This is a genomic window from Marinomonas sp., assembly GCF_965225885.1.
GTDB lineage: Bacteria > Pseudomonadota > Gammaproteobacteria > Pseudomonadales > Marinomonadaceae > Marinomonas.
In genome coordinates, this window is record NZ_OZ245329.1 from 2,558,839 (window position 1) to 2,585,606 (window position 26,768).

Sequence of the window (26,768 nt, forward strand, 5' to 3'; positions counted from 1 at the left end):
GATTAAAGCCCATAGGCGTAAAGGTACTTACTTTAAGGCAATAATCTTGTGATAACAAAGCCAGTAAACAAGGCGATGCTCACTGAAAATAACGAGCCAAGCATGACGTATTCGGTGAACTTCCTATCGTGAGCTTCACGTAAATCCCCCATGCGAAAGATGGATTTCGCCGCTAGCACAAAACCAACTGCGGTGTATTGGCCGTTTAGTATAAAGGTCAGCACTAAAACACGTTCAAGGTAGCCCAAATACTGGCCTGCATTCGGTAAGGATTGCGCTTTCTTGTTTTGTGAGTCGGACACATCGGCTTCCAAATCCGCCGACCATTTAGATAAAATCTCACCGATGATAATAGACGCCGGTTTGAGCATCATCACATACGCCAGAGTGACGAGGAGAGCCGCGCTGTAATCTAGTTCATTACCGAGTGTAATGAGCTGTTGGAAGGCGTTGTTGAAAAGATAAAACCATAAGAGCACAAGGCTAGATACATGGAGCAACTGGTCGATGAGAAACCATTTAAACCCTCGGCCTACTTTGATTTTGGCGTAATCGATTACACCGTGAATGAAGCCGAACAGCAAGCCGATAAAGAGTGAAGCAGATACACTCATTGTGCTCGCCCAAGCAAGAATCGCCATCACAATCGCCCCATGAACAAGGGCGTGATAATACAAAAAGTGAGAGCGACCTTGACGTGTGTTTTTGTCTTTCACCCATGAGTTTGGCTGTAAAAAGAAATCGCCAATCACATGTCCGAGTAGCAACATAAGCAACACAGGCAAACCATCGAGCTGAAACATCACGACATACTCCTTATTAACGTGGTTTCTAATGCATCCAAGGTGTCTAGTATCAAACTGGCATTTGCCCGTTGCAAGCGTGAGGCTAACGAACGGCGATGAATCCCTGTTTGGGCCGACAGCGCATCTTGAGTTAATTCAGGGTAGAGCAGGCGAGGGAACAACACCTCAGCCTGTTTTTCACTGAGTCCTGTAATAATAGAATCTAAGTGGCGAACCAATAAATCATGAATCAATAAATCTTTGTTGAGATTCACATCGACTGTTTCAGGTAAAGACATCTTAAGGCGTTCTTCGTCCATGCCTTTTAAGGCTCTACCAGACAGTTGAAACGCTTCGCCTTTGGCGGTTTTTCGAAGCTGAGTTTCGATTTGCTGGTACTTGCCAATACCAACAGACACCCGAGCATCCGCGCCTTTTACACACTTCATCAGCGTGAGTCTTAGCAGCACTGCACAGCGTAGAGCGTCTTTCGGGTTGGGCACGAACACCTGAAACTCATCGCCACGGAACACATCGCCCTGAGCATGGAATTCATCTTGAAAAATGACAATGGTTTGTTCTATCTGCTGCAAGCAGGCTTGATGCTCTGCATCGGACAACGCACTGGAATTGACAATGTCTCCGGTGACAACACCGCCTGTATTCATATCATTAGCAACATTTTTGCCTGTTTCAGTACTATTGAGAGACGCCATCGAATTATCCTCCTTCACCACAAGCTCAACCTAACGGCTTTCATATAAGGTATCAAAGCATAATTTATTGACCAAAGCTAGTTTGGTCAATAAATACTGACCAATTATTGTTTGGTCAGTATTTATTTCAACCGACTAAGAGCGGTTCGTGTCGGTTTGCAAGTGTCTTAATCTGCTTTTGCTGCTTAAAGCCGTGCTAGCGGGTAACTGGGTGATGCTGACAATATCGATTTAGACAAGGTACGTTTATTTGGCCTCTCTTTTTTTGCGTTCCGACAGCCAGATCCCCGCCAATACCATGGCAAGGGCGATAGCATGGTAAACATGGAATGTTTCGTGCAGCAGTAGCACGGCTAAAATGGGCGCGAAAATCGGCACAAAATTAATAAACACCCCCGCTCTGGCGGGGCCTATTAACTCTACACCGCGCATAAAAAACACCTGAGAGATTAGCGAGGGAAAGAAGGAAATATACAGCACAATCAGCCAGCCTTTCGGGGTTGGCCAGTAAGCCGCTCCCGTGGCTATTTCATAGGCCAGAGCGGGCAGCGCTGTGATGGCACCAATACAGGACAAAACAGTAAAGAACACCATGGCGGAGACGTTTGGTTTACTTCGTAGGGCCAAGGTGTAGATGGCATAGCAAACACAGGCTATCAATATATAGCCGTCTCCCGGATTAATGGACAGTTCTAGCAACTTAGTCAAATGGCCTTGGGTGGCCACTAGAGTCACCCCCAGTAGAGTGAGAATAATGCCAATGGCCTGCAAAAGACGGACTTTTTCCCGATACAGCGACATGGCTCCAAGCAGGACCAGTACTGGCACACTGCCTTGGATGATGCCGATATTAATGGCGGTGGTCTGATAAGCGGCAATATAAAACAGGGAGTTAAAACAGGTGAAGCCCAGAGTCGCCATCAGCACCATTTTTAGCAAGTGGGGACGCAGCAGGTGCCATTCCTGACGTACCTGGCGGCCATAAAAGAACAGCATCACACTACTCACAATCAACCAGCGTAGAGACACCACGGATAAGGGTGAGACCTGAGCTATCGCTAAACGGCCGGCAATGGTATTCCCACCCCAAAACAGAGTACATAAAATCAGTAACGCATAAGCATTGGAGTGAATACGGGTAGTAAAGAAGCTTAACAAAGCGGCCATTATCTCATCCTTAGGAGCGGTGCGGATTGCAAATTATTTTTGCTGACCAGCATACCCATGCTGGCTTAGTGAAGAAAGCGGAAACTGATAAATTAAAGTGCTCAACGCGCCAATAGCACCCAGACAAAGTACAGTTGTTATCAACGTTGAGTCTTCCATGCTGCTTTATTAGGCCCAGCTATCAGACAGTGCTTCTGCTTGCTCTAGTACCAAGCGGATAGCTTCATCTGATTTATCTGGCGGATACTTAAAGCGACGTAATAATCGACGAACAAGGTTACGCATACGAGCACGTACACTCTCACGTTTTGACCAATCAACGGTTGCAGATTTACGTAGCTGGTGGGTTAGTTCAATCGCTAACTTGCGTAAGTTGTCGTCGCCTAATTCTCTTACAGAAGCTTCATTGGCAACCAAGGCACGATAGAAGGCAATTTCATCAGCGGTGAGATTCATTTCCTTCATCATCTCAGCATCAGCTTGCATTTCTTTCGCCCATTGAATCAGCTCTTCAATGACCTGCGCAGTTTCAATGCTGCGGTTATGGTATTTCTGTAGCGTTGCCATGATACGGTCGGAGTATTTTTTCTCTTGTACCTTATCTGTTTTCATTCGAGCTTTGACTTCATCGCGAAGAAGTTTCTCTAGTAATTCAACGGCGAGGTTCTTCTCTTTCATGTGCTTCATATCTTCTAAGAACTCGTCGGATAGCAAACCAATATTGGGTTTATCTAAACCAACCGTTGTGAAAATATCATCCACTCCATCTGCAATGATGGCGTTATTTAAAATTTGACGAAGGGCAGAATTACGCAGTTCATCACTACGTTTCTGATCAACATTTGAATGCTTTAAAAATGCTGTCTTGATGGCGCCATAAAAGGCTATTTCATTTTTATAAGGTTCGATTTCATCAAGGGTATTACATAAAGAGTAGGCTTTATTTAGTTGGACCATCGCGTCAAGGAATCGGCGTTTGCCGTCACGTACTTCTTTGCCTTCGCGATTGGTGTGGCTCAAGCCTGATATATGGTTTACCGCACCTGGCAGAAGCTGTAATGGCTTCGTTTCATAAGTATCAAGGTATGAAAATACAGAGCCGTTATCAGATGGCGTTGCAAACATGCCACGGATAATATCAATACGCTCTTCTAGGTAGGCAAAAGCCTCCGCCGTATCAAGGGTTGGCTGACCTTTGCCTTGGCTATTGGTATAGGTTTTAAGTGCATCTTTAAGATCGTTGGCGATGCCGAGGTAGTCCACCACCAAACCACCCGGTTTGTCTTTGAATACACGGTTTACCCGCGCAATGGCCTGCATCAGATTATGGCTTTTCATCGGTTTATCGATGTACATGGTATGACAGCAGGGTGCATCGAAACCGGTGAGCCACATATCGCGAACAATGACGAGCTTTAGCTCATCGTCTGTGTCTTTAAAACGTTTCTCAAATAGCTTCTTGGTTTTCTTATCGTAGATGTGCAATTGCATCTTTTGACGATCCGATGCCGAGCCTGTCATGACGATTTTAATGGCGCCCTTGTTTGGATCATCATCGTGCCACTCAGGCTTAATAGCAATAATTGCATCGTATAAATCGACACAGATCTCACGGCTCATGCCAACAATCATCGCTTTACCGGGGAAGGTTTCGCAGCGAGTGGTGAAGTGCTCAACGAGATCTTTTGCTACTGCGTCAATGCGTGGCTGAGCACCGACCAGTTTTTCTAAAGCAGACCATTGAGATTTAATTTTCTCACGGCTGGCGGTTTCTTCCTCCTCGCCGATTTCATCTTCTACTTCATCGTTGAGTGCTTCGATTTTGTCTTGATTGATATCTAACTTGGCAAGGCGGGATTCATAATAAATCGGAACCGTCGCGCCGTCGTCTACCGCATCTTGAATATCGTAGATGGAAACATAGTCGCCAAAGACACTACGAGTATCCTTGTCATCTTTATCAATAGGTGTGCCTGTGAAGCCGATAAATGAAGCGAAGGGCAGAGCATCGCGCATGTACTTGGAATAACCGTAAACATAGCGTTTACCAATTACTTCACCATGCTCATCTTTTACATCGACTAAGCGCGCTTTGTTGCCGTATTGGCTGCGGTGGGCTTCGTCTGAAATAACAATAATGTTTGAGCGTTGAGAGAGTTTTGGGTGCTCTGTTTCTTTTTCTAATAATGAAAACTTCTGCACGGTAGTAAAGATGATGCCACCGGATTGACGATTAAGTAGTAACTCTCGTAATTCGTCGCGACCATCGGCTTGCTGCGGAATTTGCTTTAATGTTTCGCTCGCCATGGAAAACGTGTTGAACAGCTGGCTATCTAAATCATTACGATCCGTCACGACCACAATCGTTGGGTTATTAAGCTCTGGCTGCTGAAGCAATTTGCTGGCGTAGCACACCATAGAGATGCTTTTACCACTTCCTTGGGTATGCCAAACAACACCCGCTTTACGGCTACCAGGCTTTACTTTTTCAAGGTAAGTAGCGCGACGCTCACTAAGACCTGTTTGGCTGTCTGCTGCAATGATGGTTGCTTGCACTGCGGCACGTACCGCGTGGAATTGATGGTAGCCGGCAATCTTTTTAATGACTTTGTCGCCATCGTTTTCAAACAAGATAAAGTAACGTAAATAATCCAACAAAAGCTCAGGTTTGAAGAAACCTCGTACCAAGGTTTCTAATTGAAACTCTAATAACGGCTTGTCGTCTTCGTTATTGATGGCTTTCCAAGGCAAGTAGCGCTCTTGATTAGCGGTAAGAGAACCGACACGGGCCACCCAACCATCGCTCACTACCAAGGCTTCGTTAAATACAAACAAGTCAGAGATTTCATCTTTATAGGTTTGTAGCTGGTTATAAGCATTCCAAATATCAGTTTGTTCATTGGCGGGGTTTTTAAGTTCGATTACCGCCATTGGCAGGCCGTTAATAAATACAACAATATCGGGGCGTCGGTTGCCCTTTTTACCTGTGATAGTGAACTGATTAATCACTAAGAATTCGTTTTTATCCGGATCATTGAAGTCGATCAAGCGCACATGGGTATGCTTTGTGATCTGCTTGCCGTCTTGCTCAATGGAATATTCAAGAGGTACACCTTCGATCAAATACTTATGGAAGATGCGGTTGTTTTTGATCAGAATGGGCGTTTCAGGTGTCGCGACTCTTTTAGCTACTTCAAGTAAGCTGTCATAAGGCACAAATGGATTCAGTTTTACCAGTCGATCAATTAAACGCTGGCGCAAAGTGACTTGCTGATAGTCTTCTCGTTCAGGAGGAGCACCATCGGGCGCGATATCATAGCCATTTACATATTGGTAGTTAAGCTCTTTAAACCAATCAAGGCACAGCTGTTCTAATTGATCTTCGGTAATTGCCACTAAACTGATTCCTATGTTTTTGGTTTCAATAACTCGCAAAGCTGAGTAAATGCTGTACAGCTAATGAGCACCTGCTGTAACTTTTTCATTTCTTCATTGTATCGCTGAATTTGAGTATCGATTGAATTGCATGACTCAAATAGTTCAACTAAATTGGCAGAAATAACTAAAGGATGCCAATGATTAAACTCTACTCGTTGACTCCTGTCGTGTACTGTCCAAAGGCTTCTTAACTCAGTGCTCGATTGAAGCTCATTGATAAGTTGTTTATAAATGGGAGAGGTTTTAGAGATCGAGTGATGAGCTTTACCAAATGAGAGAATCAGTGACGCTATTGGGCCATTATCTAGCAAGTCGTCAACCATGTGGTCCCAGCCATCAAGTAAGAAACCGGAAAAAACGCCGGGGCGCCAAGTAAATTTATCATTTTCTACAGGTTGGGAAATATAAAAGCCAACGCGACCTTCTTTTTTACGAACACTATTCTGCTTTTTAAAGTCTAAATAGCCTTCTAAAGGCCATGTTTCGTTTATTGATTGCAAACAAATATTGTGTAATTGCTCATCTATTTTTTTGGCTGCTTTGTAATAATTTAATGAAAGTGGATCAATAGGTGTGATGTTAAGTAAACCATTTCCATCGAGTAATGAAATAAACTCATTACGAAGCCATTGTAGTTTATCCGACTCTACGGGCAGTTTGCGAAGGCAGTCAGCGACATCATACCAGCATAATGCGACGTCGGGGTTTTGTCTGTGTTGCATTAAGCGCGCGGTTATTAGAACGAGTGCGTAATTTGGGTAATGCTGTTCGGCGTGCTGACGGTAATTGTGAAGCTGCTGATCATGTAATTCAGACCAAACTTTATGCTCAAAAACCAGAGCCCAATCATTAGTATGATCTTGCCACACCATATCAGGGAAGTTGCCGTTGAAATTCATCTGAGTCGAAATATCAAATTCGTCTGATGCTTTGTAGAATGCGAGATCTTGTTTTTTGCTCTTTGTTTTAACTAGCTCTAAAATAGCCGCTTGAGCATTCATGTCATTTCGTAAAAGCCAAGCAAACGCTTCTGTTATGAAGTTTTCAATAGGGGAAGTTTTGTCGCTAGCGGCGTATTTGCTAACGTTCAACAGTAAGCTTTCGTACATTTATAAGTCCCTTTAATAATTAGCTCTATCGGTTCCAAGCTCGGTCGGTGATTTTCCCAGTAAGGTTATAAATCCCGACTTGCTCAATGTAGTAATGAAAGTCGCGGTTTTCAGTCACGATTCGGTTGGCGGATTGCCAGTCTACATTGCTTCTTTCTCTCGCGGGGATCAATATCTGGCTATCATATAGCGATTCAGTATTCAGTATTAGTAAGCCGATACCATGCAGACTAGAAAGCATTTGTAGCTCGGCTTCCACATCACTATTCAGCCCCGTAGCCACAAGATAGCCGTAGTTAGCCCAACTAGAATTAGACACTGCTTGGAAGAAATACTTGCGCACATTGCTTTTGGTTAGGTGCTTTTTTACCTCAAAAGACCACAGGCGCACCGAGCTATGATGACCGCTTCGAACACAGCTACGCACGGCCTCATCCCAGCCTTGATCAAGGGGCTCTAGAGCAACGATATCTTGGTGTAACCAGTGGTTGCCGCCGCTGCCATGAGTGTTTTTTGATTTGCGTTCATCGATACGTTGGCAATACAGTCCAAGGTCCGTACTGAGGTACTCAATCAGCATGGGGTATAAATCGTGCTCACTTAAACTTTTTGAGGTGAGAGGCGTATCCACACTCTGTTCTTCAGGCTCTTCGGTTATTTCATCGGCCTCTGCAACAGAAGGGTCTGCATCCCAATAGTAGATCCGTGGACGAGGCTTATCTCGCGTTGCTACATTGGCGCAGGCTTTTTGGGCTGCAACCGTGCGTTCACCACCGATTTCTGCCGCTAACTGAGCAATCAGCTTTTCTTCCGTGTTGTATCTTGGGTTTGTCTGCTTTTCTGCAATTTCGACGGGGTAACGTTCAATAAAAGCTTTGGCTAACTCCCGAGCGGTAAACTTTTGCTCAGGGTTGGCTTGCAACGTTTCTATGATCATTTCTATTCGAGTGGTCATGGTAATAGCTCCGCCAAATCTTGGGCTTGATCTAATGAAAGTTCGCCAGAAAGTAGTTTGGGTAGTAGAGTGTCGCGAAGATTGGACAATGTCTGATTTTGCTTATGATAATCAAATATTTTTTCCATTAATGGAGCCACTACCTCATTAAACCTCCCCAGAAGCTCATCTGATGGAAGAATTACTGGAATTGTCCTTAAGCTCTTAAGAGTCAGATATTGTTGAGTTGTACCAGCCATTCTAACTTCTAAGTAATTCTTCATTTTAAAACTTTGCAAATGCCAGTAGAACAACCATACCAATTCTGATCTTTGAGATGTTTTAAATAAACCAACATTTTTAATAGCAAATTCAACAGGATTATCGTAGACAATTACCACTTCGCCAACGGTCCCTATCATCGTTAATAGAATGTCGAATGTTTCTACTTTACTCCTCTGATTTACTTTCTCGAAGTCGGTTTGACTAATTAGGTAAGCTGAAGATATATCAATTTTTCCTTTAGTAATGTGCTTTGATGTAACTAAGTAGTAGCCTTTATCTGATTTTTGGGGAGAATCGTGTGTCCCGTCTTTTACTTCAAATAGGCTTTCCGTGCTCTGTATGTTCCATCCCTCCGGTATCATCCCTAATTCACTCTCAACTAGCTTATCTGGAAAAAGTGCAGCTATGGTTTCGTCCATTCCAGCTGGCTGCTCGCCGCGCATTTTCGCTTTCACGGGATCAAAATCGACAAACCACGATTTGAATATAGCTTGCGCCATGGATTCTAGGGTTTGGTTGGTTTTGCTATTAACGATGAGTTTCTTAGACAAACAAGTCCAGATTTTAGTAATTTGTTCGACTTCTCTCTCAGAAGGAACAAGAACAGGTAGGCTGGATAGTATAGAAGTATTTAAGTTTGGCATCGTTGCGCCAACAGCATGCCTTACGATCCATTCTCTAACTTTGGGATGGCATAAATAGGCATGTAAAAACTCTGATGTAACTCTTTGATCATTTACTCTAACTCGAAGGCTGCCAGTACCACAAAGCCATCCATTTTCTTTTTCTGTAATCAAAGAGCATTTTTCAACATCTCCTCTTCGACTATATACGATATCCCCAACAGCTACAGTGTATTTCGATAAGCGTTGAATATCCGAAGGCTTAACTCTTGCTATATCTGAATCATCAACACCATCTATTGTTATATTTTTAGGCATAATAGATGGAATTCCATCGTCAACATAGTCAGCAGCATGTAGCTGACTACCAAATGGACCCGTTTGTATGCTGCCACCATCTTTCTGGGTAAGAATACCGAGAGTTGTTGATTCCCAACCTTTGGGAATTGAGCCGAATAGTTCATTAAAGCTCATAACCCAACCCCGCTAGGTTCTTTTTGATCTCTGCTTCTAACTTAGCAGACTCGGCAAATTGATCACTGAGTTTTGTGGTGAGTATTGCCATTTTGTCTTCGAAGGAAATGCCGTCATCTATTTCATCCACTGCGCCTACGTAGCGCCCTGGGGTGAGGACGTAGTCGTGTTTTTGAATATCGGCTAATGAAGCGGACTTACAAAAGCCTGCTTGGTCATTGTATTTGTTGTCATTAACGGCTGCGGTCGTTTTCCAAGCATGGAAAGTATCAGCGACTTTACGAATGTCGTCCCATGTGAAGTCGCGTAGTACGCGGTCTTTCATATAGCCAAGGTTACGAGCATCGATAAACAGCACTTCTTCGGAACGGTCGCGAAGTTGACGGCCTGCTTTGTCGGTGCGTATGCCTTTATTTTTCGTCAAGAACCAAATGCAGGCGGGGATTTGCGTGTTAGTAAACAACAGGCCTGGGAGCGCCACCATGCATTCTACAAGGTCGTTGTCGATCAGGGCTTTACGGATATCGCCTTCGTTATTGGTGCTGGAACTCATTGAACCATTGGCAAGTAATAACGCTTGGGAGCCATCTGGCGCAAGGTGATGCAGCATGTGTTGTAGCCAAGCGAAGTTGGCGTTACCTGCTGGTGGTGTGCCGTATTTCCAACGAGGGTCGTTGTCGTCTACCCCTGTGTTCCACTCTTTCATATTAAAAGGCGGATTGGCCATGATGAAATCGGCACGCAGATCTGGGTGTTGATCATTGGTGTAGGTGCTGGCGGGCTCTTTGCCGAAGTCGTAATCCAAGCCGCGAATTGCCATGTTCATCGCCGCCAGTTGCCATGTGGTGTAGTTGTATTCTTGCCCGTAGATGGAGATTTTTTGCTTTTGCGTCAGTGGGTCAATGTTTTGCGTGCCAGCATAACGCTCGATAAACTTCTCGGATTGAACAAAAAATCCGCCTGACCCCATGGCTGGATCGTAGACGCGGCCTTCGAAGGGTTCGATCATTTCTACTATCAAAGTAACAATGGACGCAGGCGTGTAGAACTGACCGCCTTTTTTCCCTTCCGCCAAAGCGAATTGCCCAAGGAAGTATTCGTAAATATGCCCTAGAATGTCTTTGCTATTGAGCGAGTTATGATTAAACGGAATGGTGGCGATTAAGTTGATCAGCTCGTTTAACTTGGCTTGGTCTATTTGCAACTGGGAATAGTGTTTGTTCAATACGCCTTTCAGCTTTTGGTTGTCTCGTTCAATGCCTTCTAAGGCGTTGTCGATTAAATGCCCAACGGAAGTGATTTTTTTCGTTTTCCCTTCGATGGTTAACGTGGTGCCACCAATGGCAAGTGGTGCGTTGCTTTGCAGGAATGTCCAACGAGATTCAGTTGGCAGCCAAAAGACATTTTTCTCTAGGTAGTAATCCCGTTGTTCGAGTTCGACGGCTATTTCTTCGGCGAGTTCTTCTTCACTCAAGCCTTCAGGGTCTAAGTAGTATTCGTGCTCTGGGTTGGCGAGGTCTTTTTTGATGTCGTCTTGGCGAAGAGTGAACGCATCAGATACATATTTAATAAAAATAAGCCCGAGAACAGCGTGTTTATATTGTGAGGCATCAAGGGACGCTCGCAGTTTATCGGCCGCGCTCCAAAGTTTGGTTTCTAGGTCTTTTAAGAATTGTTGTTCGGTTTGGTTCATCTTGGTCTCATTACTTCGTTAGGCCAATGCGTTTTTTGTATTTACGCGATGGGAGAGTGTGTTGAAAGCGTAATCTATGTAGGCTTTGAACTGGCTCATTTTTATGGTTCGTATTGTAACGTAACATGGAGAAAAGGGGTCACCCTTAAAAAATTTTGCTTAAAAATAATTGTACTCGTTACTTACTGCATCGAGTGTGTTTAAGGTTTTTGCTCTCTTTTGTAAATGGTGCTTTTTGAGATTCTTAGTAATTCCCCCACACGAAGAACTGTACTGCATAGTCGCCAAAGTCGATGAGTTAATGTCTATCTGCGACCAGCGGGAAGTCCGGCTCAGCAAACCACGCAACTGAACCTTGCTGATGCTCTAGTCGAGCAAGCTTTGCAGTGTTTTGATGGCAGTATGAGGACAAAAAAGAGTTCAGATCTCTTTTTTGTATTAACTAAGGAAAGAATGAATATTACTGGATATAGTTACCATTATGGTAAATAATGCGTTAAATATTAGCGCTTATGAGGGACTTCCGCCTGCAGAAGTTGGCAATGGAAGATCTCGAATAAGAAGTGGTCCTCTTTATGGGGTTGCCGATGTTATTGCGCTTCTAGCTCAGGGTGACAATAAAACTAATTTGTGGACTCGCAAGTGTATACAAGATGTTGAGCGATTGGCCTTTGATGTTGCCGATGTGCGTGAGCTGTTGAAGCAAGCATTAACCAAAGGCGAATACATCAATTCTGAATGGTGCGTACAAAAGCCAACAGGTCCTTGGGCAGCGTGTGATAGTTACCGCTTGTTACGTGACGAGTGGAACGACAACGCCTATAAGCATCTGCGCTACGAATATTATGTGAAATTTGCGATTGCTAAGACAGGGAAGTTATTGCTACTTGTCTCTTGTCATTTATCGCAGTAGGGGAGTGTTATGAAACAAAGAATGTGTCCGATTTGTGAAGCTGGGCAATTACATACTCATACTGAATGGATTGATGTTGAGCATTTAGGTCAACAAGGCCGTATTGAAAGTCATTATTCAGAATGTGACGCTTGTGGTAGCGAGCAAGCTGGTGCAACCGAAGCGCGTTTTAATAAGCGTGCCATGGTGGCTTTTAAAAAACAGGTGCAAGGTTTATTAACGGGTAAGCAGGTACGAAACCTTCGCAAGGCTTGGTGCTTGAGCCAAGACGAAGCGGCAAAAGTCTTTGGTGGTGGTCCCGTTGCTTTTTCTAAATATGAAGCCGACGATGTCATGCAATCCGACGCAATGGATAATTTGTTACGAATGGCCGATGAAGTGCCTACCGTATTGGATAAGTTAATGGCTAATGCAGGTGTTCATAGTAAGCAGGCTGTCCAGTGGGACAATGTCACCGTTGTTAACCTTGAGAATTATAGGGCTAAAGCAAAAGCCGTGGTGATTACCTCCCATTCCACTGGATATGAGGCGCGTTATGGCAACTAAAATCAGTAAGAAATTACAGCAAGCCATCGAGAGCCTCAAGATTCAGGACGTTTACTTAAAATCGACACAAGCACAATGCGAAGACGACTTTGATCCTAAATCAACCGATTTAGATGAGCTGCTTGTTCAGCAAATGCATACGGTACGAAAAAGTGAAGTGCTTAAAGTAAATGATGCTGAGTTGCTAGTGAGGATTTATATTCGTCTAGGAACTCGCTGGTTGTCTCCAAGCGAGAGTGAAGAGCCTAATATTAAAGCTTTTATTGAGGCGGACTATATCGCTGAATATCAAATGGCAGAGTTATTAGAGCAAGACGTTATCGATGAGTTTGCACTGCAAAATGCCAGTTTTCATATTTGGCCATATTGGCGTGAATATTTAAGTTCGCAGTGTGAGCGTTTGCGTTTACCTCGTGTCGTGTTACCAACCGTACAGTTTAGTAAATAAGCATATTGAGTAGCGAATAAACGTATTAAAGCCAGTCATTATTTGATTGGCTTTTGTTTATAAGAGAAGCCAATAAAAAAGAGAAGCCTTTCGACTTCTCTTTTTTTATTTCTGACACTGGTTAGCACAGTATTAGAATTTAATCAGTACTTTGACGATATGTTTGGCTTGTGCGAAGTATTGGTAGGCTTGGGGCGCTTGGTCAAAGTCAAAGGTTTTGGCGATCAGGGCTTTGCGGTCATTGGTGGCTAGGGCGTTGATGTAATCAACAAACATGGCGCGGCTGCCGTTGGCGATGCCTTTGATGGCAACGTTTTTCAGGATAAACATGGTGTAGTTGGGGATCGGGGAGTTGCTTCCAGGAGCCACGCCGATGACCACGATTTGTCCATTGACCGCTGCGGCATTAATGGAGTGACCAAGTGTGTCCTGTCCGCCTGTTTCTAGAATGATGTCTGCCCCGTGGTTGTTGGTTTGCTTCATCAGTTCCGCGACGTTGAGTCCGGCAGACGCCATGACGGCGGCGTCTTCATCGCTAATGTTTAAACCAAAAAAAACCAGCCATTTATCATGACTGGTTTTTAGTATGTTCTATTTACTAAGTGCTTAGTTTCTGTTGTTTAGTGCGGTGTTGGCATTTTTGTCCACGCTGTAGATTGTCCAGCGTTCGTTGGCAAACTGCTCTTTTGCAAAGACTTCAGCAACCACTCGGCGGTTTAGTTTTCTACCCGCTTCTGTTTCGTTATCGGCGATAGGGCGGGTTTCGCCATAGCCAATGCCTTTAACGCGATCGGCTTGGATTCTAAAGCTGTCTACCAGTACATCTGCAATCGCGGTTGCTCTGCGTTGGGACAGGTCGCGGTTTAATTCAGCTGATCCAACACTATCGGTATGGCCTTCGATAACGACGTTGCTTGTTGGATGCTCTTGTAAAAACTTAGCGAGATCCTTTAGTTCTGTATAAAAGCGCGGCTTAATTTCGGCTTTGCCACTATCAAACAGAACGTTCAGTTCTACGGTTAGCAGTTTGGTTGTTTTGTTTGGGCAGCCGTAGTTGTCTACCGCTGCTCCTTCCGACGTATCTGGACAAAGGTCACGTGCATCAATAACGCCATCTCTATCTGTATCAGCCAGACGAGACTGTACATTGGAAGCGTATAGGCTTTCGGCAGCAGCGAGCTGTCCGTAAACCAATAATGTTCCTGTGAGTGCGATGGTTTTAATGAGTGCTTTCATGACTCTATTACTACCTTTAGGTTTTACGATTCTGTTAGCTTAAGAAATACTTGCCTAGATGACTATCGGATTTTTGTAGCGTTGTTTAGTTTATTACGAGTTTTGTAAACTTATGTAACTACCAGCTTCCTGTATTTTCCATTGAGGCCCAAGGTTCAGCACTTTCAAGGGAGCCATCTTTCTGTAAAAGTTCGATTGAAATGCCATTTGGGTCTTTAACGAAAGCCATGTGGCCGTCGCGTGGTGGTCGTAAAATGGTAACGCCCATAGATTGCAGTTTTTCACACACTTGGTAAATGTTTTCGACTTCAAAGGCTAGATGGCCGAATTGGTCGCCGCCAGTGTAGGCGCGATCGCTCCAGTTATGTGTCAGTTCAACTTCTGGTGCGCCTTGTTCTGTGGCGTAGTAGATAAGTGAAAATTGACCTTTTTCACTGTCCATGCGTCTGGTTTGGATAAGACCTAGGCCTTCGGTGTAAAACTGATGACTTTCTTCTGGCTTATCTGTTCTGATCATAGCGTGCAGATATCGAATAGACATAATTGCTTCCTCCATTCAGTTTGATTTTGTTGGAGGCATTATTGCAGCATCAGCTTGGCATTTCAAAGCGATAGATAGAAGACTCTTTTTTAATTGGAGTGGAAAGCCTTGCTATTCTTCCCAGACCCAACGAAGAGGGTCGCCGAAGTCATCATAAATGATTTTCTTCTTAGGGCGTTTTTTGGCTGGTGCTATCGGTGCGGATTTACTGTGTTTTCGTTGTTGAATAGCGGCCACAACGTGATTTAATGGCGTGCGATCTTGTTTTGGCTCGTTAAAGCCTAGGTGGCTCGTGTTATACTTGCCATCAACTAAACCGGATTCACCCATGTCGACTTGCTGGATCGTTCCGTTTTTCTTGATAAATTGATCTACCAGAGACTCAAGCTCTTTTCGTGTGTCTCTTTTGGTGGTTTTGGGTTTTATCATAACGTTTTGGTTTGGGAAGATCCTTCATAAAGCGATGGGTTAAAAATTGATCGTAATCATCCATATTAAACGTAAGAGGTAGCTGGTGTCTATTAGCAACTTAATTGTGCACGAGATTCAAAAGCATGAAGGCGAGCGTAAAGCGATACTGATTGCACGTCCAAATGAGAACCCAGTTGATGGGCAAGCCGAGGCGTTGTCTGCTCAGGTGACGAATCTATTTAATCGTTCTGGTATGAATACTGGACGTTTTGTTAACCCTCAGGGAAGTGAGGAGGGTGCGCAATTACCCGCTTTGCTGTTTAAGCATTTTAAGAACGATACCTTTGTAGACTTTGCTGGATTTACCAAAGATTGTGCGGCGGAGTATCTGAAGTATTTGGAGCCTGTTGAAGAAGCCGAAGGCGGTTTGTTGTGGTTTAACCATTACGAACTTCACGATACGCATTTTTTGTACATTGTGATGTTGAAACGCAAAAAAGGCATTGGCCTTGGTGCGGATCTTAGTTTGTCGCAAATTGAGCAGATTGAGATGGAAAAGCTTCATATGTCGTTGCGTATCAATTTGACAGCATGGCAAGCGGGCGATGAAGGTCGTTATATTTCCTTCCGTTTTGGTCGAGCACCTAAATTTGAGAGTGAATATTTCACTCAGTTTATTGGTTGTGATGAACCTAAAGTGGCGGCAAAAGAAACACGCAAGCTGGTGGATTTGACATCGGCGTTTTGTCAGTCAGAAGGTTTTCCATCTAAGCAGGCGAATGAATTCAAAAAAGTGGTGTCTGAGCATTGTCAAGCGAAAGCGCAAGACCGCGAGCCTTTGGCAATTAAAGAGATTGCTTCTCAGGTTGAATCTCGATTCTCTGTTGAGCAGGCGAATAAGTTTTTAGAAATTGCTGACTCAGATAGCTTCAAGATGGAAAAAGAAATTTTTGTCGAAAAAGCCGCGCTGAAAAAACTGACGCGTTTGTCTGGCAGCTCTCGTGCTTTGACAATTAGTTTTGATAGCGAGTTGTTGGCCGAGTCGATTGTGTTTGATGCAGACTCTGGCACCCTTACTATCAAAGATTTGCCAAAGAGTCTGCTGAAACAATTGCAAGCTATGTCTAACTAATTTGTTATACAAACTTAGTTCGATTGAATGGATGTTAGAGGGTTTGTTAAAGACCTAGCAAGCCTTCTAGCTCTTTCATGGTTTTAAAGCATTCTGTCGCGCCTGCGGCAGTTTGCATTTTCTCATCAAGTGTTTCGCTAAAGGCAAGCACTCGCATGCCAGCTGCTCGTCCTGCGGTAATTCCTGCAATAGAATCTTCAATCACTAAACAATCTTTTGGATCGACATTCAGTGCTTTGGCAGCTTTTAAGTAAAGGTCTGGGGCTGGTTTGCCATTTTCTACATCTTCAACGCAAAAACGGGTAGAAAATCGTTCAGACAATTTAATCTTGTCTAGTTTGAAGTTCATTTCTTTGCGACGAGCATTGGTTGCCATGGCGATTGGAGTGGTGATCTTATTAAGTAATTCGCGTACGCCTTTAATAGGTTCTAGATCCGCTTCGATGATGGTGTGAAAGCGCTGTCTATAATCTTCATCAAAGTTTGTTGGCAATGCTTTGCCAAGTAACTTTTCGGCATTTATGAGGTTTTCTTTGTTGGTGAATCCGGTGAATTTTGCGTGCAATGTCTCTTCGTCGAGTTCAAGACCGCATTCACTTAGCATGGATTTTAAAATGGTATTGGATATGTTTTCTGTGTCGACAATAACACCATCGCAATCAAAGATTATTGCTTTGTAAGAGTAAGTCATAAAAGAAGATGTTTCGTTGTGAATGAATACTGATGATAACGAATTTTGAGGAGGTTAAGGAAGGGAGGGGGTTTTATTATTTTTCTTCCCTTAAAAAGATCTGTTTACGATACACTAACACCCAATTATTATGGGCTTGTTCTTGTGAAGCTTAGTTGCTTGCTTGACCAAGTTGCTGAGGACGAGCGCTTACTTTTTTGATTGCTTTAATAGCGTTCTTGAAAAAAGTAACAACCGCTTTAACACGACGAGCACGTCTTTGACGGCGAGCGTGGTCTTCAACTGTAGTGTCTGCGTAGCCCCATTTTGCTAAAAGTGCTTCGTATTGTTGTTGAGAGTCCATGGTATTCTCCTGATTTGTTAATTGAGAAAATGTTGTTTTATTACAACAATGATAATATTAGTTAAGCTTGACTGATTGGACAAACGATCCTTTTTCACTTGTTAGGTTAGTTTTTTTCATCTTTTTTTGATTTATTGAAGTGCACGTGCACCAAAGGAATTTTTTTGTACCAATCGTTAGAGTTGTTTTCAAAGAGTTGGATTTTTAAACGTGACGATCCAAAAGTTGAGCCTGAAGACTTGCAAGAAATTCGCTTGTTAAGCGAGCTGCGCGCCGGTCAGATTTGGCGAGATTACATTAGTGATGAGCAAATACATCCAGATCACTTTTCGGATCGAGATTGGTTGAAGAAAATCAGCTCGCAAGCTCCAGATGGTAAGCTTCAATGGGAAAAAGCATGGGATAGCGATCAGGCATCATTACCTGAGGGGATTTTGATGCATTTTTCAGCTTGGGGTGACGATACGACGGTGTTTTTTTGCTGTCACAATGAATTGGTGTTTGAACTTCCTTGGGGTGTTTTTAAACGCACTTGGAAAGCATTCTTGTTCTTGGATAATGGGCCTGTTTTGGTGGGTAAAAAGAAAAAACAAGCCGCACAGTTTCACTCTAATGGCTGGGGCAATTTGTTGTTTAGAGAGTCTTGATCAGCGAAGTGATTGTATTCCGTTGTTTTGATTGATTTTTGTTTTTGGTAACTCTCTTTCAAAAATGCTCATTATTGCCACGTTTTCGACTGATCAGGCAGTGCTCATTGAAGGCTTGGTAATAGTTAAGTAGTCGTTGGCTATGTTCACTATGTCCTAGAGTATCGAGCAGCATAGCGGTCACTTCAGCGGTGGCGAACTGCATTTGATGGCTTGAGTGTCTAACAAGAAAAGAGCGTTGGGCTTCGCTGTTAATTTCAAAGTGAGGGATATCTTTAAGCCACTCACTTTGATGGAACATTTTACTTGCCTGTTTCCATGTCCCATCCAAGATAATAAAGGTGTGTTTTTCATTGCCTTTATTGCTTGGTGGGGCTGTCATTCTTAGTTGTCTATTCTGTGCCTGCGCGGTTTCTGTGTTTGGGAACAATATCGTGCAGTTCTCCTGCCTGCTTTTTATATGATCCAACAAGGACTGGTGTGGCTCGGTTCTGCTCCACATATAGGCTTGAGTGTCATCTGGAAATAAATCTGCAATGAGCCTGCCGCTGTTGGTAGGTTTGTGAATCTCATCTCGATGAAAAAGCAGAATAAACTCTATAGGAGAGGTTTGGTTCTTTCTTAAATGACAAAAACAGGCAAATTCTGCCATCAGACAGTGAGGACAGCGAATGGCATTGGAGCCTCTTGCGATGAAAGGTCTCATTGATTCTGTTTTACATTGTTCGCGTAATATATCGACACAATGTTTGTTTGGCGAAACTTTCATGAGGTGAATGCTCTGTTTTTGACGGCGCCATTATCGACTTTTTGTTTGAAATGTCTAGGGAGGCTGAATGCTATGTTGATGTTGCGTAATGCTTTAGCCCTATTAAAGCGAGAGCGAAAATGCAGGTTAAATGTTTTAAATTGTTAACAATTAGCCCTCTTTTTTATAGGTTTTGTGGGAAACTTTACACAAAATATGCAAATACAAAGGAATGCGTTGAAACGGGCTTATTGCTTCTGTTCGTTGTCATCAAGTCACGATATGGTGTGAGATATTATTTTTTCGCTATGAGTTGTCTATGAGTCGTTATATCTCTCCGGTTTTATACATTCTTCTCATGTTAGTAGGCTGTGTTGCATTTATATCTATTGCCGGTGTTCGAGTTGGGATTCTTGAGCCAATAACTGGTTTTTCCATGCTTCGTAAAAGCGTATTTGCTTCTTTGTTTTTATCCTTGCTTGCTGCTGTGTCTATTGGTCTTTGCCGTAAAGAAAAAAATATAGCCTGTCAGAGATTTTTCTTTTTAGTGTTAATTGTGTCGCTGATGTATAGCATTATGTGGATTGGGTTTTATTTACAGCGCTCAGACTTGCCTGACATAAATGATATTACCACTGACACTGATGTCCCGCCTGCGTTTCTAAATGTTAACTTCATCCGAAAATCTAAAGAAAATGATCTGCGTTATAACAGTGAATGGGCGCCTATTCAGCGTGAATACTATCCAGATGTTCAGCCTTTATTTTCTTCAAAAAGCAAAGCTCGCGTTTTCTCTACGATATCTGAACTTGTTGAGGAGCGTGGTTGGGATGTAGTGGCTATGTATTCTGGAGCAGGTATTGTTGAAGCGACGGCTCGAACGCCTGTTTTTGGTTTCCGAGACGACGTTATTATTCGTATTACACAGGTTGATCCTAATAACATTCGTGTTGATATGCGTTCATGCTCAAGGGTTGGTTCTGGTGACTATGGCGTGAATGCAGAGCGAATTGTATCCTTTATGGTCGATCTTTCTGAGTCTTTAACTCGATCCTCAATGCCTAGTCTAAATTCTATGCGTTAATGTTTTATGTATTAAATTACACTCGTTTTCGAAAATTAGACACGCTAGACTCTCCAGATATCTTACTTAGGAGAATGTTCAGGTGAGTCTTCGTCAGCAACAAAAAGCCAATACTCGATCCAAAATCAAAACCATTGCTAAGCAAGCGTTTTTAGCGCAAGGCATTGAAGCAACCAGTACCCGTTATTTAAGCGATAAAGCCGGTATTGCTGTTGGGACTTTATTCGTTCATTTCCCTGATAAATTATCCCTTGTTAAAGATATTTTCTTTGATGAAATGGATGTGGCGCTTCGTGCTGCAGTTGCCTCTCAAAAAGCCAGCGCTTCTCCAATCGATTACCTTCTGCAGATGGCGCAAGTCCTATTTGATTTTTACGATGAATATGCCGAATTTACTCGACAAGTATTATTAGACAGCTTGGCCAAAGGTGGCTTTCATACCAATCAAATGGCAGTGATTTTAGAAGGTATTATTAAGCGTTTTAAACAAGTGGGTGTGGACGATAAAACGGCCAGTGTTTTTGCCGAAAATATGATTGCCAACTATTGGTTTGTTTTGCTGACAGGCGTGCCAAAAGGTGTTTTAGGGCAGGTTGCGATAGATAATTTGAAGCGTATGAATCTACCGTTTGAGATGTCTTATCGTAATGCACTCAAAAACAAGGGTTAATTGGTTTAGCCAAGTTCGTTGGCTTTACGATACGGCCCTTGATAGTCGAATAAGCGTTCCGTGACTTGCCAATGTTGTTTTTGCTTCTTGGCGATGACGAAATCGGGCGAGGGAAGATAAGGTAAAAAACGTTCCACTTCTTCAACCTTATCAAATTGTATAGATTGGCTGCCGTTGGCAATTCTGCGCGCAAATAAATCGTTAAACGCTTGTCGCGATTTCTTGAAGTTAAAGCGAAATGTCTCTGATAACGTCAGGCCGTCTTCATCGTGATAGGTGATCTTGATGCTTTTTTCTTTGATGTTTAATTCCGGTGTAATAGCCGAGCAGCGCAATACCTTGTTGTTTTTTAGGTTGAGCGCACTTCTGAGTAAATCATCTGGATCAATGAGTTTTTCGGCGCAATGCTGGCATTGTCGTGCTGCGATATCATTTTCTTCATTGCAATAAGGGCAGCGTTTAAAGCGGAAGCGATACGTGCATTGCTGTTCTTCACCCTGTTCATTTTCTACTAGGCCATGACAGCGGCGTCCAAAATGCTCAAGGATGTTGCCTTCAACGTCTTTTCTTCCCCAAAATGTATTGGCGAACTCACACACAGGGCAGTGGATTTGAACCGCGACAGAATCTTGGGTTGGGCGTTTCTCGCCAATTTCTGGCTGAAAAATATTGTAGCCATTGTTGGTGTAATCCAAGACTAGACAGTCTCTTTTGCCAGGGCTTAAGCGCAAACCACGACCAACGATTTGTTGGAATAAACTGATCGATTGCGTTGGGCGCAATATAGCGATCACGTCCACATGTGGCGCGTCAAACCCTGTGGTTAATACCGAGACGTTAACAAGGTATTTAATCTCTTTGGCTTTAAAGGCCGCGATCAATGAATCCCTTTGTTTGAGTCTGGTTTTGCCCGTTATTAATGCTGTTTTGTCTGCTGGCAAGTAACTGGTGATTTCTTTTGCATGGTCGATGGTGGCTGCAAAAATCATCACCCCTTGGCGGTCTTGGCTAAGTTGTAATATTTGCTCAGTGACGGCTTTGGTGACTCGTGGGTGTTTATGAATAAGCTCGTTTAATGCTATGTCGTCGGTGTTTTGCTCGCCGTCCAAGCTTTCGGTCAGTAGACTGAAATCGTAATGGGCAATGGCCGCATCGTAATGAATTGGCGGTGTCAAATAACCTTTTTTCACCATGTGCTGCAGAGGTAATTCAAAAATACATTTCTTGAATAACGAGTTTGTGCAGGCTCTTGTATAGCCATGATAATGGTTTTGGAAAATCCATCCGCTGCCTAAACGATAGGGCGTGGCGGTTAAGCCGAGAATTTTTACTTTTGGGTTAAGTGCTCGGAAGTGCTCGATGGTTTTGTTGTATTGGCCGCTTTCTTCCATGCCGACGCGATGACATTCGTCAATGATGATTAAGCTTGCGGGGTCGTTAAAATCATCAAGATTTGCCGCGATAGATTGAATGCTGGCAAAGGTGGTTTTCTCTGTGCTGGTTTTTTGGCTTAATCCTGCAGAGTAAATGCCTGACGATGAGCCAGTTGCTAGGAACTTGGCGTGGTTTTGTTCTACTAATTCTTTAACATGCGCCAGACAGATGACACGACCTTTGGCGAGCCGGCTTAATTCTGCAATCACTAAGCTTTTGCCAGCGCCAGTGGGCAGCACAATAACGGCTGGGTCATCGCTGTTACGAAAGTGTTCCAAAGACGCCTCAACGGCTTGAATTTGATAATCTCGTAATTGAAAGGTTTGGGTCATCTTATTAAATCTATGTGGCGAAATCTTGATGTGTTGTCTGTTGGGCTACAGTATCATAGCTGCTGTAGTTATTTTGCCTTTTTACAAGTGATCTTTTATAAGTGACGAACCTATCTATGTCTACTGAAGTCCTGCCTGCTAAACGTTTGTATGTCGAAAATTCCATCCCTGCTTTCAGCCGGAAAGAGCCATTTGCTAATTTATTAATGGATTTACAGACAAAAGGTTGGAGTGTTCAGGACGACTTTTTTTCAGCGGATTTCACTCAAGCCTTGATGGATGAAGCAGAAAGTATACAAAACGCCTTTATGTTGCAAGCTGGCGTTGGTCGTAAACAAGATCATCAAATCGTATTAGACGCTCGTCGTGATTACATTCAGTGGATTGATCCAGACAAGCCAATTCGCATCGATTTCTTGAAGATGATGACTGACTTGCGTGTTGCGTTGAACCGACGCTTGTTCCTCGGTTTATTTGATTATGAGGCGCATTTTGCTCGTTACGAAAAAGGTGCGTTTTACGAAAAACACATTGATGCTTTCAAGGGTGAAAGTAATCGCATTTTGTCTACTGTCTTGTATTTAAATGAAGATTGGCAAGATGGTGACGGTGGCGAGTTGGTTATTTATGATGAAAATAACCCTTCTATGGAGATAGGGCGTTTTTTTCCGAAAAAAGGGCGTTTGGCGGTATTTCTGAGTGAGTGCTTTTACCATGAAGTGGTTGTCGCGAAACGAACTCGACACAGTATCGCAGGCTGGTTCCGTGTTAATAACACCACGGGTTCTAAACTTGATCCGGACCAATAATTCTCTATAATACGCGCCTTGTTTAATTGCTCTGGTTTTACGTTCCAGATCGCATAGGAGAATGTTATGTCTAAAGTCGTAGTATGTGCCCTTTATAAATTTGTCGAACTGCCTCATTTTGAGTCCCTTCGTGAGCCCCTTCAAAAAACCTTAGAAGACAACGCTATTCGTGGCACCTTGTTGCTTGCAAGCGAAGGTATTAACGGTACGGTTGCCGGCACTCGTGAAGGTATCGATACCATGTTGGCTTGGTTAGACCTGCAACCCGGTTTGGATAAGATTGTCTCTAAAGAGTCTTATGACGAAGACATGCCTTTCTACCGCACGAAAGTGAAGCTTAAAAAAGAAATCGTCACCATGGGTGTGGAAGGTATTGATCCTAAACGCGTGGTGGGCACTTATGTTAAACCAAGCGAATGGAATGCGTTGATCTCTGATCCTGATGTGGTTTTGGTTGATACGCGTAACGATTACGAAGTACAAATCGGTACGTTCAAAAACGCCGTAAACCCAAAAACCGATACTTTTCGTGAGTTCCCAGCTTACGTAAAAGAAAACATGGACCCTGCGAAACACAAAAAAGTTGCCATGTTCTGCACTGGCGGCATTCGTTGTGAAAAATCTACTGCTTACATGCTAGAGCAAGGCTTCGAAGAGGTGTATCACCTTGAAGGCGGAATCTTGAAGTACTTGGAAGAAGTGCCAAAAGAAGAAACCCTTTGGGAAGGTGAGTGTTTTGTGTTTGATAATCGTGTTTCTGTAAATCACGATCTACAAAAAGGCGAATACGACCAATGCCATGCTTGTCGTATGCCGATTACTGAAGAAGAAAAGCAAAGCGAACATTACATTCAAGGCGTGAGCTGTGTGCATTGCGTTGATAAATTCACCGATGAACAGCGCCAGCGTTTTATCGAACGTGAGCGACAAGTTCAGCTTGCTCGTTCTCGTGGTGAAGAACACATCGGCGCAGAAGTACTGGATGCGGTTGAAAAACATCGTGTCGAAAAAGCACTAGAAAAAGAACGTCAGCGTAAGGTGCGTGAAGCCAAGGCGAACTAGCAAGAAGGATTTTGTTCGATCTATTACTTAGATTTTCAGGTGATAGATTGGACAAAATCTGTTCTAAATTTAAGCTGTTGATCTTTATAGCGAAGTTTTTTGTTATTTCTCCTAATTACCTGTCGTCCTGTACACTAAGAGTGGTTTCGAAATTGCTCATACTGCCGTACAATAAAAAATCGCTTTTTATCAGCCAGTATCCATCATGAGTTATCAAGTTTTAGCACGTAAATGGCGCCCGCAGACTTTCCTTGAAATGGCTGGGCAAGACCATGTACTTCAAGCGTTGGTGAATGCCTTACGCCAACAGCGTTTACATCACGCCTATCTGTTTACCGGAACACGCGGTGTTGGTAAAACCACGATCGCGCGTATTTTTGCTAAATGCTTGAACTGTGAAACCAATGGCATTTCGCCTGAGCCTTGCGGAACTTGTGATAGTTGCCGAGAAATCGCTGAAGGTCGTTTTGTTGACTTGATCGAAGTGGATGCGGCATCTCGTACCAAAGTAGAAGATACCCGCGAATTATTAGAAAACGTGCAATATGCGCCAACTCGCGGCCGTTTTAAAGTCTACCTGATAGACGAAGTGCACATGTTGTCGACTCATTCTTTCAATGCGTTATTAAAAACCCTTGAAGAGCCACCAGCCCACGTCAAATTTTTGCTCGCAACGACCGATCCCCAGAAACTTCCTGTGACCATTTTGTCTCGTTGTTTGCAGTTCAATCTCAAAAATATGTCGCCGCAGCGGGTGGTGGATTATTTGCAAACCGTGCTCACCACTGAAGAAGTCAATTTTGATCAGCCTGCGCTGTGGCAAATTGGCCAAGCAGCAAACGGCAGTATGCGTGATGCGCTAAGTCTCACGGATCAGGCGATTGCTTTTGGCAATGGTACGATTTCGGAATCTGGCGTAACGGCGATGTTGGGCTTGGTGAATCAAGCGCAAGTATTGGATTTGTTGGAAAGCGTGGCGTCTAAAAACGCTGCGCAAGTGTTGAATCGGATAGAGCAACTTGCTGATTATCAGCCCGATTTTACGGCGATTTGTGGCAGCTTGTTGGATGTGTTGCATCGTGTGGCGATAGAGCAACAAGTCTCGGGCGCATTAATGGATCAGCTTGGTGATTTGGCGCGTATTCAAGCAATTGCTGCCAGTGTGAGTTCTGAAGAAATACAAATCATGTATCAGAGCTTGTTAATTGGCCGTCGTGATTTGCATTTAGCGCATTCTGCTCGTGCGGGTTTTGAAATGCTGATGTTAAGGCTGATTGCTTTTCGTCCAGCACCGCCAATGGTGGTTAGTCATAATGCGCCGCCTGTGATGAATGCTCAAACAGACACTGCGCCAGTAGCATCGCCTGAAACAATGTACCAAACGGCAGAGCCTGATTATCCGTCTCAGCCGATGACAGAAAAAAAAACAGTAGCAGCTGAATCAGAAGAGCCCGTAGTCACTAACCCTGCAGAGAAAATGCTTGAGCAAGAGCCTGTAAGTGCGCCTGTTCAGTCAACAGCTCCTGCTGAACATCCGCCTTGGGAAGAGGCGCCGGAACCGGAACCTGTCGTAGCGGAAGATGCTTTGGTTCAAAATGATGTTGTGCAAAATGATGTAGGTGAAGGTGTCACTGTTGAAAGCGAAAGCGTTCAGGATGAGGCGCTTCGAGATCATGTTGAAGACGATGTTCAATCCATCACGTCAGAGAGTGTTGATGATTTTGAGGCTACTGAAGCGGAAAATCATGAGTTGGTAGAATCGGTTGATGCCGTGCAGCAAGAGCCAAAAATGCCAACTGAGACAGTTAAGCCGGAACATGAACCAAAACCTTTTGTGGTTACCGAAGATGCATTCGCAGAAGACTCGATAGATGAAAGTGACGATGATGAGGATGACGAAGAAGCGGAAGAGCGAGCAATCGCTGATGTCGCCGATCCATTTAATCCCGCTGCAGACTTAGTTGACGCGTTAGCGGCGGAACCTATTGAATCGTCAATCGTCGAAGAAGAGAATAAAGAACCAGACACGCGACTTTCAAAAGTACCGGATACGATAGCTCAACCTGCATTAGGTATGCCATTGCCGGAGATGAGTCATTTTAATGAGCTCACCATGAAGCTTTGGTGGCTGGTGGCGCCGCGTTTACCTTTGACAGGTTTAGTGCAAAATATTTTAATGAATTCTAGCTTGGTGGATGCAAGTGACCAAGGTGTTCGCCTTGAAGTACCATTAGAATACGGGCATATGTTGAACCAAGTACGTTACGAACAAATACAAGGTGCACTGAGTGATTTCTTCGGGATGACGGTGCCTTTGATTATAGATACAGTGGAAGACACCACAGGTGTGACCGCAGAAGAATTTGCCGCTAGTAAGCGAGCAGAAGCCTTACAAGTGGCAATTACACATTTGAATTCACATCCAGTTGTGCAAGCTTTGTCGGCAACGATGGGCGCACAATTGGTTTACGATACGGTTAAAGTTAAAGCTTAAATT

The 26,768-nt window shown here is 43.6% G+C and carries 26 protein-coding genes; 10 read left to right on the top strand and 16 right to left on the bottom strand.

All coding sequences use genetic code 11. The features are described 5' to 3' along the window. Positions 1-32 precede the first annotated feature (32 nt). The 8 genes from ACO05V_RS12165 to ACO05V_RS12200 form a co-directional block, all read right to left on the bottom strand. Positions 33-803, bottom strand: a complete 771-nt coding sequence (locus ACO05V_RS12165; protein ID WP_421856952.1) for a DUF3307 domain-containing protein — start codon at positions 801-803, stop codon at positions 33-35. Further along, positions 803-1,501, bottom strand: coding sequence for a hypothetical protein (locus tag ACO05V_RS12170; RefSeq protein ID WP_421851576.1), 699 nt, complete (start codon positions 1,499-1,501; stop codon positions 803-805). Before ACO05V_RS12170 ends, ACO05V_RS12165 begins: the two co-directional genes overlap by 1 nt. A 246-nt stretch (positions 1,502-1,747) precedes the next feature. Further along, positions 1,748-2,668 (bottom strand): DMT family transporter, encoded by a 921-nt coding sequence (locus tag ACO05V_RS12175; protein WP_421851579.1) that lies wholly within the window; start codon positions 2,666-2,668, stop codon positions 1,748-1,750. A gap of 168 nt (positions 2,669-2,836) precedes the next feature. Next, the gene (locus tag ACO05V_RS12180) at positions 2,837-6,064 is read right to left on the bottom strand and encodes a type I restriction endonuclease subunit R (protein ID WP_421851582.1); all 3,228 of its coding nucleotides are present in this window, start codon (positions 6,062-6,064) and stop codon (positions 2,837-2,839) included. Between the two features lie 11 nt (positions 6,065-6,075). Then, positions 6,076-7,215 carry a hypothetical protein gene (locus ACO05V_RS12185; RefSeq protein ID WP_421851585.1) on the bottom strand — a complete coding sequence of 380 codons (1,140 nt, stop codon included), beginning with the start codon at positions 7,213-7,215 and terminating at the stop codon, positions 6,076-6,078. Positions 7,216-7,240: 25 nt separating this feature from the next. Further along, positions 7,241-8,170, bottom strand: a complete 930-nt coding sequence (locus tag ACO05V_RS12190) for a COG2958 family protein (protein WP_421851587.1) — start codon at positions 8,168-8,170, stop codon at positions 7,241-7,243. Continuing rightward, positions 8,167-9,531, bottom strand: coding sequence for a restriction endonuclease subunit S (locus ACO05V_RS12195; RefSeq protein ID WP_421851590.1), 1,365 nt, complete (start codon positions 9,529-9,531; stop codon positions 8,167-8,169). Before ACO05V_RS12195 ends, ACO05V_RS12190 begins: the two co-directional genes overlap by 4 nt. After that, positions 9,521-11,224: an N-6 DNA methylase gene (locus ACO05V_RS12200; protein WP_421851593.1), complete on the bottom strand. Its 1,704-nt coding sequence runs from the start codon at positions 11,222-11,224 to the stop codon at positions 9,521-9,523. The genes ACO05V_RS12195 and ACO05V_RS12200 overlap by 11 nt, the downstream gene beginning before the upstream one ends. A gap of 481 nt (positions 11,225-11,705) precedes the next feature. Here ACO05V_RS12200 and ACO05V_RS12205 point away from each other — a divergent pair, with 481 nt between their 5' ends. The 3 genes from ACO05V_RS12205 to ACO05V_RS12215 are packed head-to-tail and all read left to right on the top strand — an operon-like array spanning position 11,706 to position 13,131. Then, on the top strand, positions 11,706-12,137 hold the full coding sequence (locus ACO05V_RS12205; protein WP_421851596.1) for a hypothetical protein: 432 nt from the start codon (positions 11,706-11,708) through the stop codon (positions 12,135-12,137). A gap of 9 nt (positions 12,138-12,146) precedes the next feature. Beyond that, positions 12,147-12,683: a type II toxin-antitoxin system MqsA family antitoxin gene (locus tag ACO05V_RS12210; protein ID WP_421851599.1), complete on the top strand. Its 537-nt coding sequence runs from the start codon at positions 12,147-12,149 to the stop codon at positions 12,681-12,683. Then, the gene (locus ACO05V_RS12215) at positions 12,673-13,131 is read left to right on the top strand and encodes a hypothetical protein (RefSeq protein ID WP_421851603.1); all 459 of its coding nucleotides are present in this window, start codon (positions 12,673-12,675) and stop codon (positions 13,129-13,131) included. Before ACO05V_RS12210 ends, ACO05V_RS12215 begins: the two co-directional genes overlap by 11 nt. 132 nt (positions 13,132-13,263) lie before the next feature. Here ACO05V_RS12215 and ACO05V_RS12220 read toward each other — a convergent pair whose 3' ends face one another. The 4 genes from ACO05V_RS12220 to ACO05V_RS12235 form a co-directional block, all read right to left on the bottom strand. Beyond that, positions 13,264-13,647: a zinc-binding dehydrogenase gene (locus ACO05V_RS12220; RefSeq protein ID WP_421851606.1), complete on the bottom strand. Its 384-nt coding sequence runs from the start codon at positions 13,645-13,647 to the stop codon at positions 13,264-13,266. A gap of 90 nt (positions 13,648-13,737) precedes the next feature. Then, positions 13,738-14,367 (bottom strand): OmpA family protein, encoded by a 630-nt coding sequence (locus ACO05V_RS12225; RefSeq protein ID WP_421851609.1) that lies wholly within the window; start codon positions 14,365-14,367, stop codon positions 13,738-13,740. 118 nt (positions 14,368-14,485) lie between these two features. Next, a complete protein-coding gene (locus ACO05V_RS12230) occupies positions 14,486-14,908 on the bottom strand; it encodes a VOC family protein (protein WP_421851613.1) in 423 nt (140 codons plus the stop codon). A gap of 111 nt (positions 14,909-15,019) precedes the next feature. Next, a complete protein-coding gene (locus ACO05V_RS12235) occupies positions 15,020-15,337 on the bottom strand; it encodes a hypothetical protein (protein ID WP_421851616.1) in 318 nt (105 codons plus the stop codon). Between the two features lie 85 nt (positions 15,338-15,422). Between ACO05V_RS12235 and ACO05V_RS12240 the strand changes: the two genes are divergently transcribed. Next, entirely contained in the window at positions 15,423-16,451 is a 1,029-nt protein-coding gene (locus tag ACO05V_RS12240; protein ID WP_421851620.1) for a nucleoid-associated protein, read from the top strand. Between the two features lie 46 nt (positions 16,452-16,497). Here ACO05V_RS12240 and ACO05V_RS12245 read toward each other — a convergent pair whose 3' ends face one another. Then, positions 16,498-17,142 (bottom strand): HAD family hydrolase, encoded by a 645-nt coding sequence (locus ACO05V_RS12245; protein WP_421851623.1) that lies wholly within the window; start codon positions 17,140-17,142, stop codon positions 16,498-16,500. A gap of 151 nt (positions 17,143-17,293) precedes the next feature. Next, on the bottom strand, positions 17,294-17,485 hold the full coding sequence (locus tag ACO05V_RS12250; RefSeq protein WP_421851626.1) for a hypothetical protein: 192 nt from the start codon (positions 17,483-17,485) through the stop codon (positions 17,294-17,296). Between the two features lie 164 nt (positions 17,486-17,649). On the opposite strand from ACO05V_RS12250, the gene ACO05V_RS12255 reads away from it, so the two are divergent. Then, entirely contained in the window at positions 17,650-18,132 is a 483-nt protein-coding gene (locus ACO05V_RS12255; protein WP_421851629.1) for a DUF2947 family protein, read from the top strand. A 58-nt stretch (positions 18,133-18,190) separates the two neighbouring features. Here the strand turns inward: ACO05V_RS12255 and ACO05V_RS12260 are convergent, their stop codons facing one another. Then, positions 18,191-18,838: a tRNA-uridine aminocarboxypropyltransferase gene (locus ACO05V_RS12260; protein WP_421851632.1), complete on the bottom strand. Its 648-nt coding sequence runs from the start codon at positions 18,836-18,838 to the stop codon at positions 18,191-18,193. A 361-nt stretch (positions 18,839-19,199) separates the two neighbouring features. Between ACO05V_RS12260 and ACO05V_RS12265 the strand changes: the two genes are divergently transcribed. Both ACO05V_RS12265 and ACO05V_RS12270 read left to right on the top strand, forming a co-directional pair. After that, positions 19,200-19,964, top strand: a complete 765-nt coding sequence (locus ACO05V_RS12265; protein WP_421851635.1) for a DUF1499 domain-containing protein — start codon at positions 19,200-19,202, stop codon at positions 19,962-19,964. A gap of 82 nt (positions 19,965-20,046) precedes the next feature. After that, entirely contained in the window at positions 20,047-20,634 is a 588-nt protein-coding gene (locus tag ACO05V_RS12270; protein ID WP_421851638.1) for a TetR/AcrR family transcriptional regulator, read from the top strand. Positions 20,635-20,639: 5 nt separating this feature from the next. Here ACO05V_RS12270 and ACO05V_RS12275 read toward each other — a convergent pair whose 3' ends face one another. Further along, the gene (locus tag ACO05V_RS12275) at positions 20,640-22,400 is read right to left on the bottom strand and encodes a DEAD/DEAH box helicase (protein ID WP_421851641.1); all 1,761 of its coding nucleotides are present in this window, start codon (positions 22,398-22,400) and stop codon (positions 20,640-20,642) included. 116 nt (positions 22,401-22,516) lie between these two features. Here ACO05V_RS12275 and ACO05V_RS12280 point away from each other — a divergent pair, with 116 nt between their 5' ends. The 3 genes from ACO05V_RS12280 (at position 22,517) to dnaX (ending at position 26,765) form a co-directional block, all read left to right on the top strand. Next, a complete protein-coding gene (locus ACO05V_RS12280; RefSeq protein WP_421851644.1) occupies positions 22,517-23,209 on the top strand; it encodes a 2OG-Fe(II) oxygenase in 693 nt (230 codons plus the stop codon). 66 nt (positions 23,210-23,275) lie between these two features. Next, positions 23,276-24,271, top strand: a complete 996-nt coding sequence (locus tag ACO05V_RS12285; protein WP_421851647.1) for a rhodanese-related sulfurtransferase — start codon at positions 23,276-23,278, stop codon at positions 24,269-24,271. A gap of 205 nt (positions 24,272-24,476) precedes the next feature. After that, positions 24,477-26,765 carry a DNA polymerase III subunit gamma/tau gene (dnaX, locus tag ACO05V_RS12290; RefSeq protein ID WP_421851650.1) on the top strand — a complete coding sequence of 763 codons (2,289 nt, stop codon included), beginning with the start codon at positions 24,477-24,479 and terminating at the stop codon, positions 26,763-26,765. The last annotated feature ends 3 nt before the right edge of the window (positions 26,766-26,768 follow it).

Excerpts from the sequence above, each read along its gene's own strand:
- ACO05V_RS12165 (WP_421856952.1), bottom strand. The coding sequence starts at position 803 with ATGTTTCAGCTCGATGGTTTGCCTGTGTTGCTTATGTTGCTACTCGGA.
- ACO05V_RS12170 (WP_421851576.1), bottom strand. The coding sequence starts at position 1,501 with ATGGCGTCTCTCAATAGTACTGAAACAGGCAAAAATGTTGCTAATGAT.
- ACO05V_RS12175 (WP_421851579.1), bottom strand. The coding sequence starts at position 2,668 with ATGGCCGCTTTGTTAAGCTTCTTTACTACCCGTATTCACTCCAATGCT.
- ACO05V_RS12185 (WP_421851585.1), bottom strand. The coding sequence starts at position 7,215 with ATGTACGAAAGCTTACTGTTGAACGTTAGCAAATACGCCGCTAGCGAC.
- ACO05V_RS12190 (WP_421851587.1), bottom strand. The coding sequence starts at position 8,170 with ATGACCACTCGAATAGAAATGATCATAGAAACGTTGCAAGCCAACCCT.
- ACO05V_RS12195 (WP_421851590.1), bottom strand. The coding sequence starts at position 9,531 with ATGAGCTTTAATGAACTATTCGGCTCAATTCCCAAAGGTTGGGAATCA.
- ACO05V_RS12200 (WP_421851593.1), bottom strand. The coding sequence starts at position 11,224 with ATGAACCAAACCGAACAACAATTCTTAAAAGACCTAGAAACCAAACTT.
- ACO05V_RS12205 (WP_421851596.1), top strand. The coding sequence starts at position 11,706 with ATGGTAAATAATGCGTTAAATATTAGCGCTTATGAGGGACTTCCGCCT.
- ACO05V_RS12210 (WP_421851599.1), top strand. The coding sequence starts at position 12,147 with ATGAAACAAAGAATGTGTCCGATTTGTGAAGCTGGGCAATTACATACT.
- ACO05V_RS12215 (WP_421851603.1), top strand. The coding sequence starts at position 12,673 with ATGGCAACTAAAATCAGTAAGAAATTACAGCAAGCCATCGAGAGCCTC.
- ACO05V_RS12220 (WP_421851606.1), bottom strand. The coding sequence starts at position 13,647 with ATGGCGTCTGCCGGACTCAACGTCGCGGAACTGATGAAGCAAACCAAC.
- ACO05V_RS12225 (WP_421851609.1), bottom strand. The coding sequence starts at position 14,367 with ATGAAAGCACTCATTAAAACCATCGCACTCACAGGAACATTATTGGTT.
- ACO05V_RS12230 (WP_421851613.1), bottom strand. The coding sequence starts at position 14,908 with ATGTCTATTCGATATCTGCACGCTATGATCAGAACAGATAAGCCAGAA.
- ACO05V_RS12235 (WP_421851616.1), bottom strand. The coding sequence starts at position 15,337 with ATGATAAAACCCAAAACCACCAAAAGAGACACACGAAAAGAGCTTGAG.
- ACO05V_RS12245 (WP_421851623.1), bottom strand. The coding sequence starts at position 17,142 with ATGACTTACTCTTACAAAGCAATAATCTTTGATTGCGATGGTGTTATT.
- ACO05V_RS12250 (WP_421851626.1), bottom strand. The coding sequence starts at position 17,485 with ATGGACTCTCAACAACAATACGAAGCACTTTTAGCAAAATGGGGCTAC.
- ACO05V_RS12260 (WP_421851632.1), bottom strand. The coding sequence starts at position 18,838 with ATGAGACCTTTCATCGCAAGAGGCTCCAATGCCATTCGCTGTCCTCAC.
- ACO05V_RS12265 (WP_421851635.1), top strand. The coding sequence starts at position 19,200 with ATGAGTCGTTATATCTCTCCGGTTTTATACATTCTTCTCATGTTAGTA.
- ACO05V_RS12275 (WP_421851641.1), bottom strand. The coding sequence starts at position 22,400 with ATGACCCAAACCTTTCAATTACGAGATTATCAAATTCAAGCCGTTGAG.
- ACO05V_RS12280 (WP_421851644.1), top strand. The coding sequence starts at position 22,517 with ATGTCTACTGAAGTCCTGCCTGCTAAACGTTTGTATGTCGAAAATTCC.
- ACO05V_RS12285 (WP_421851647.1), top strand. The coding sequence starts at position 23,276 with ATGTCTAAAGTCGTAGTATGTGCCCTTTATAAATTTGTCGAACTGCCT.
- dnaX (WP_421851650.1), top strand. The coding sequence starts at position 24,477 with ATGAGTTATCAAGTTTTAGCACGTAAATGGCGCCCGCAGACTTTCCTT.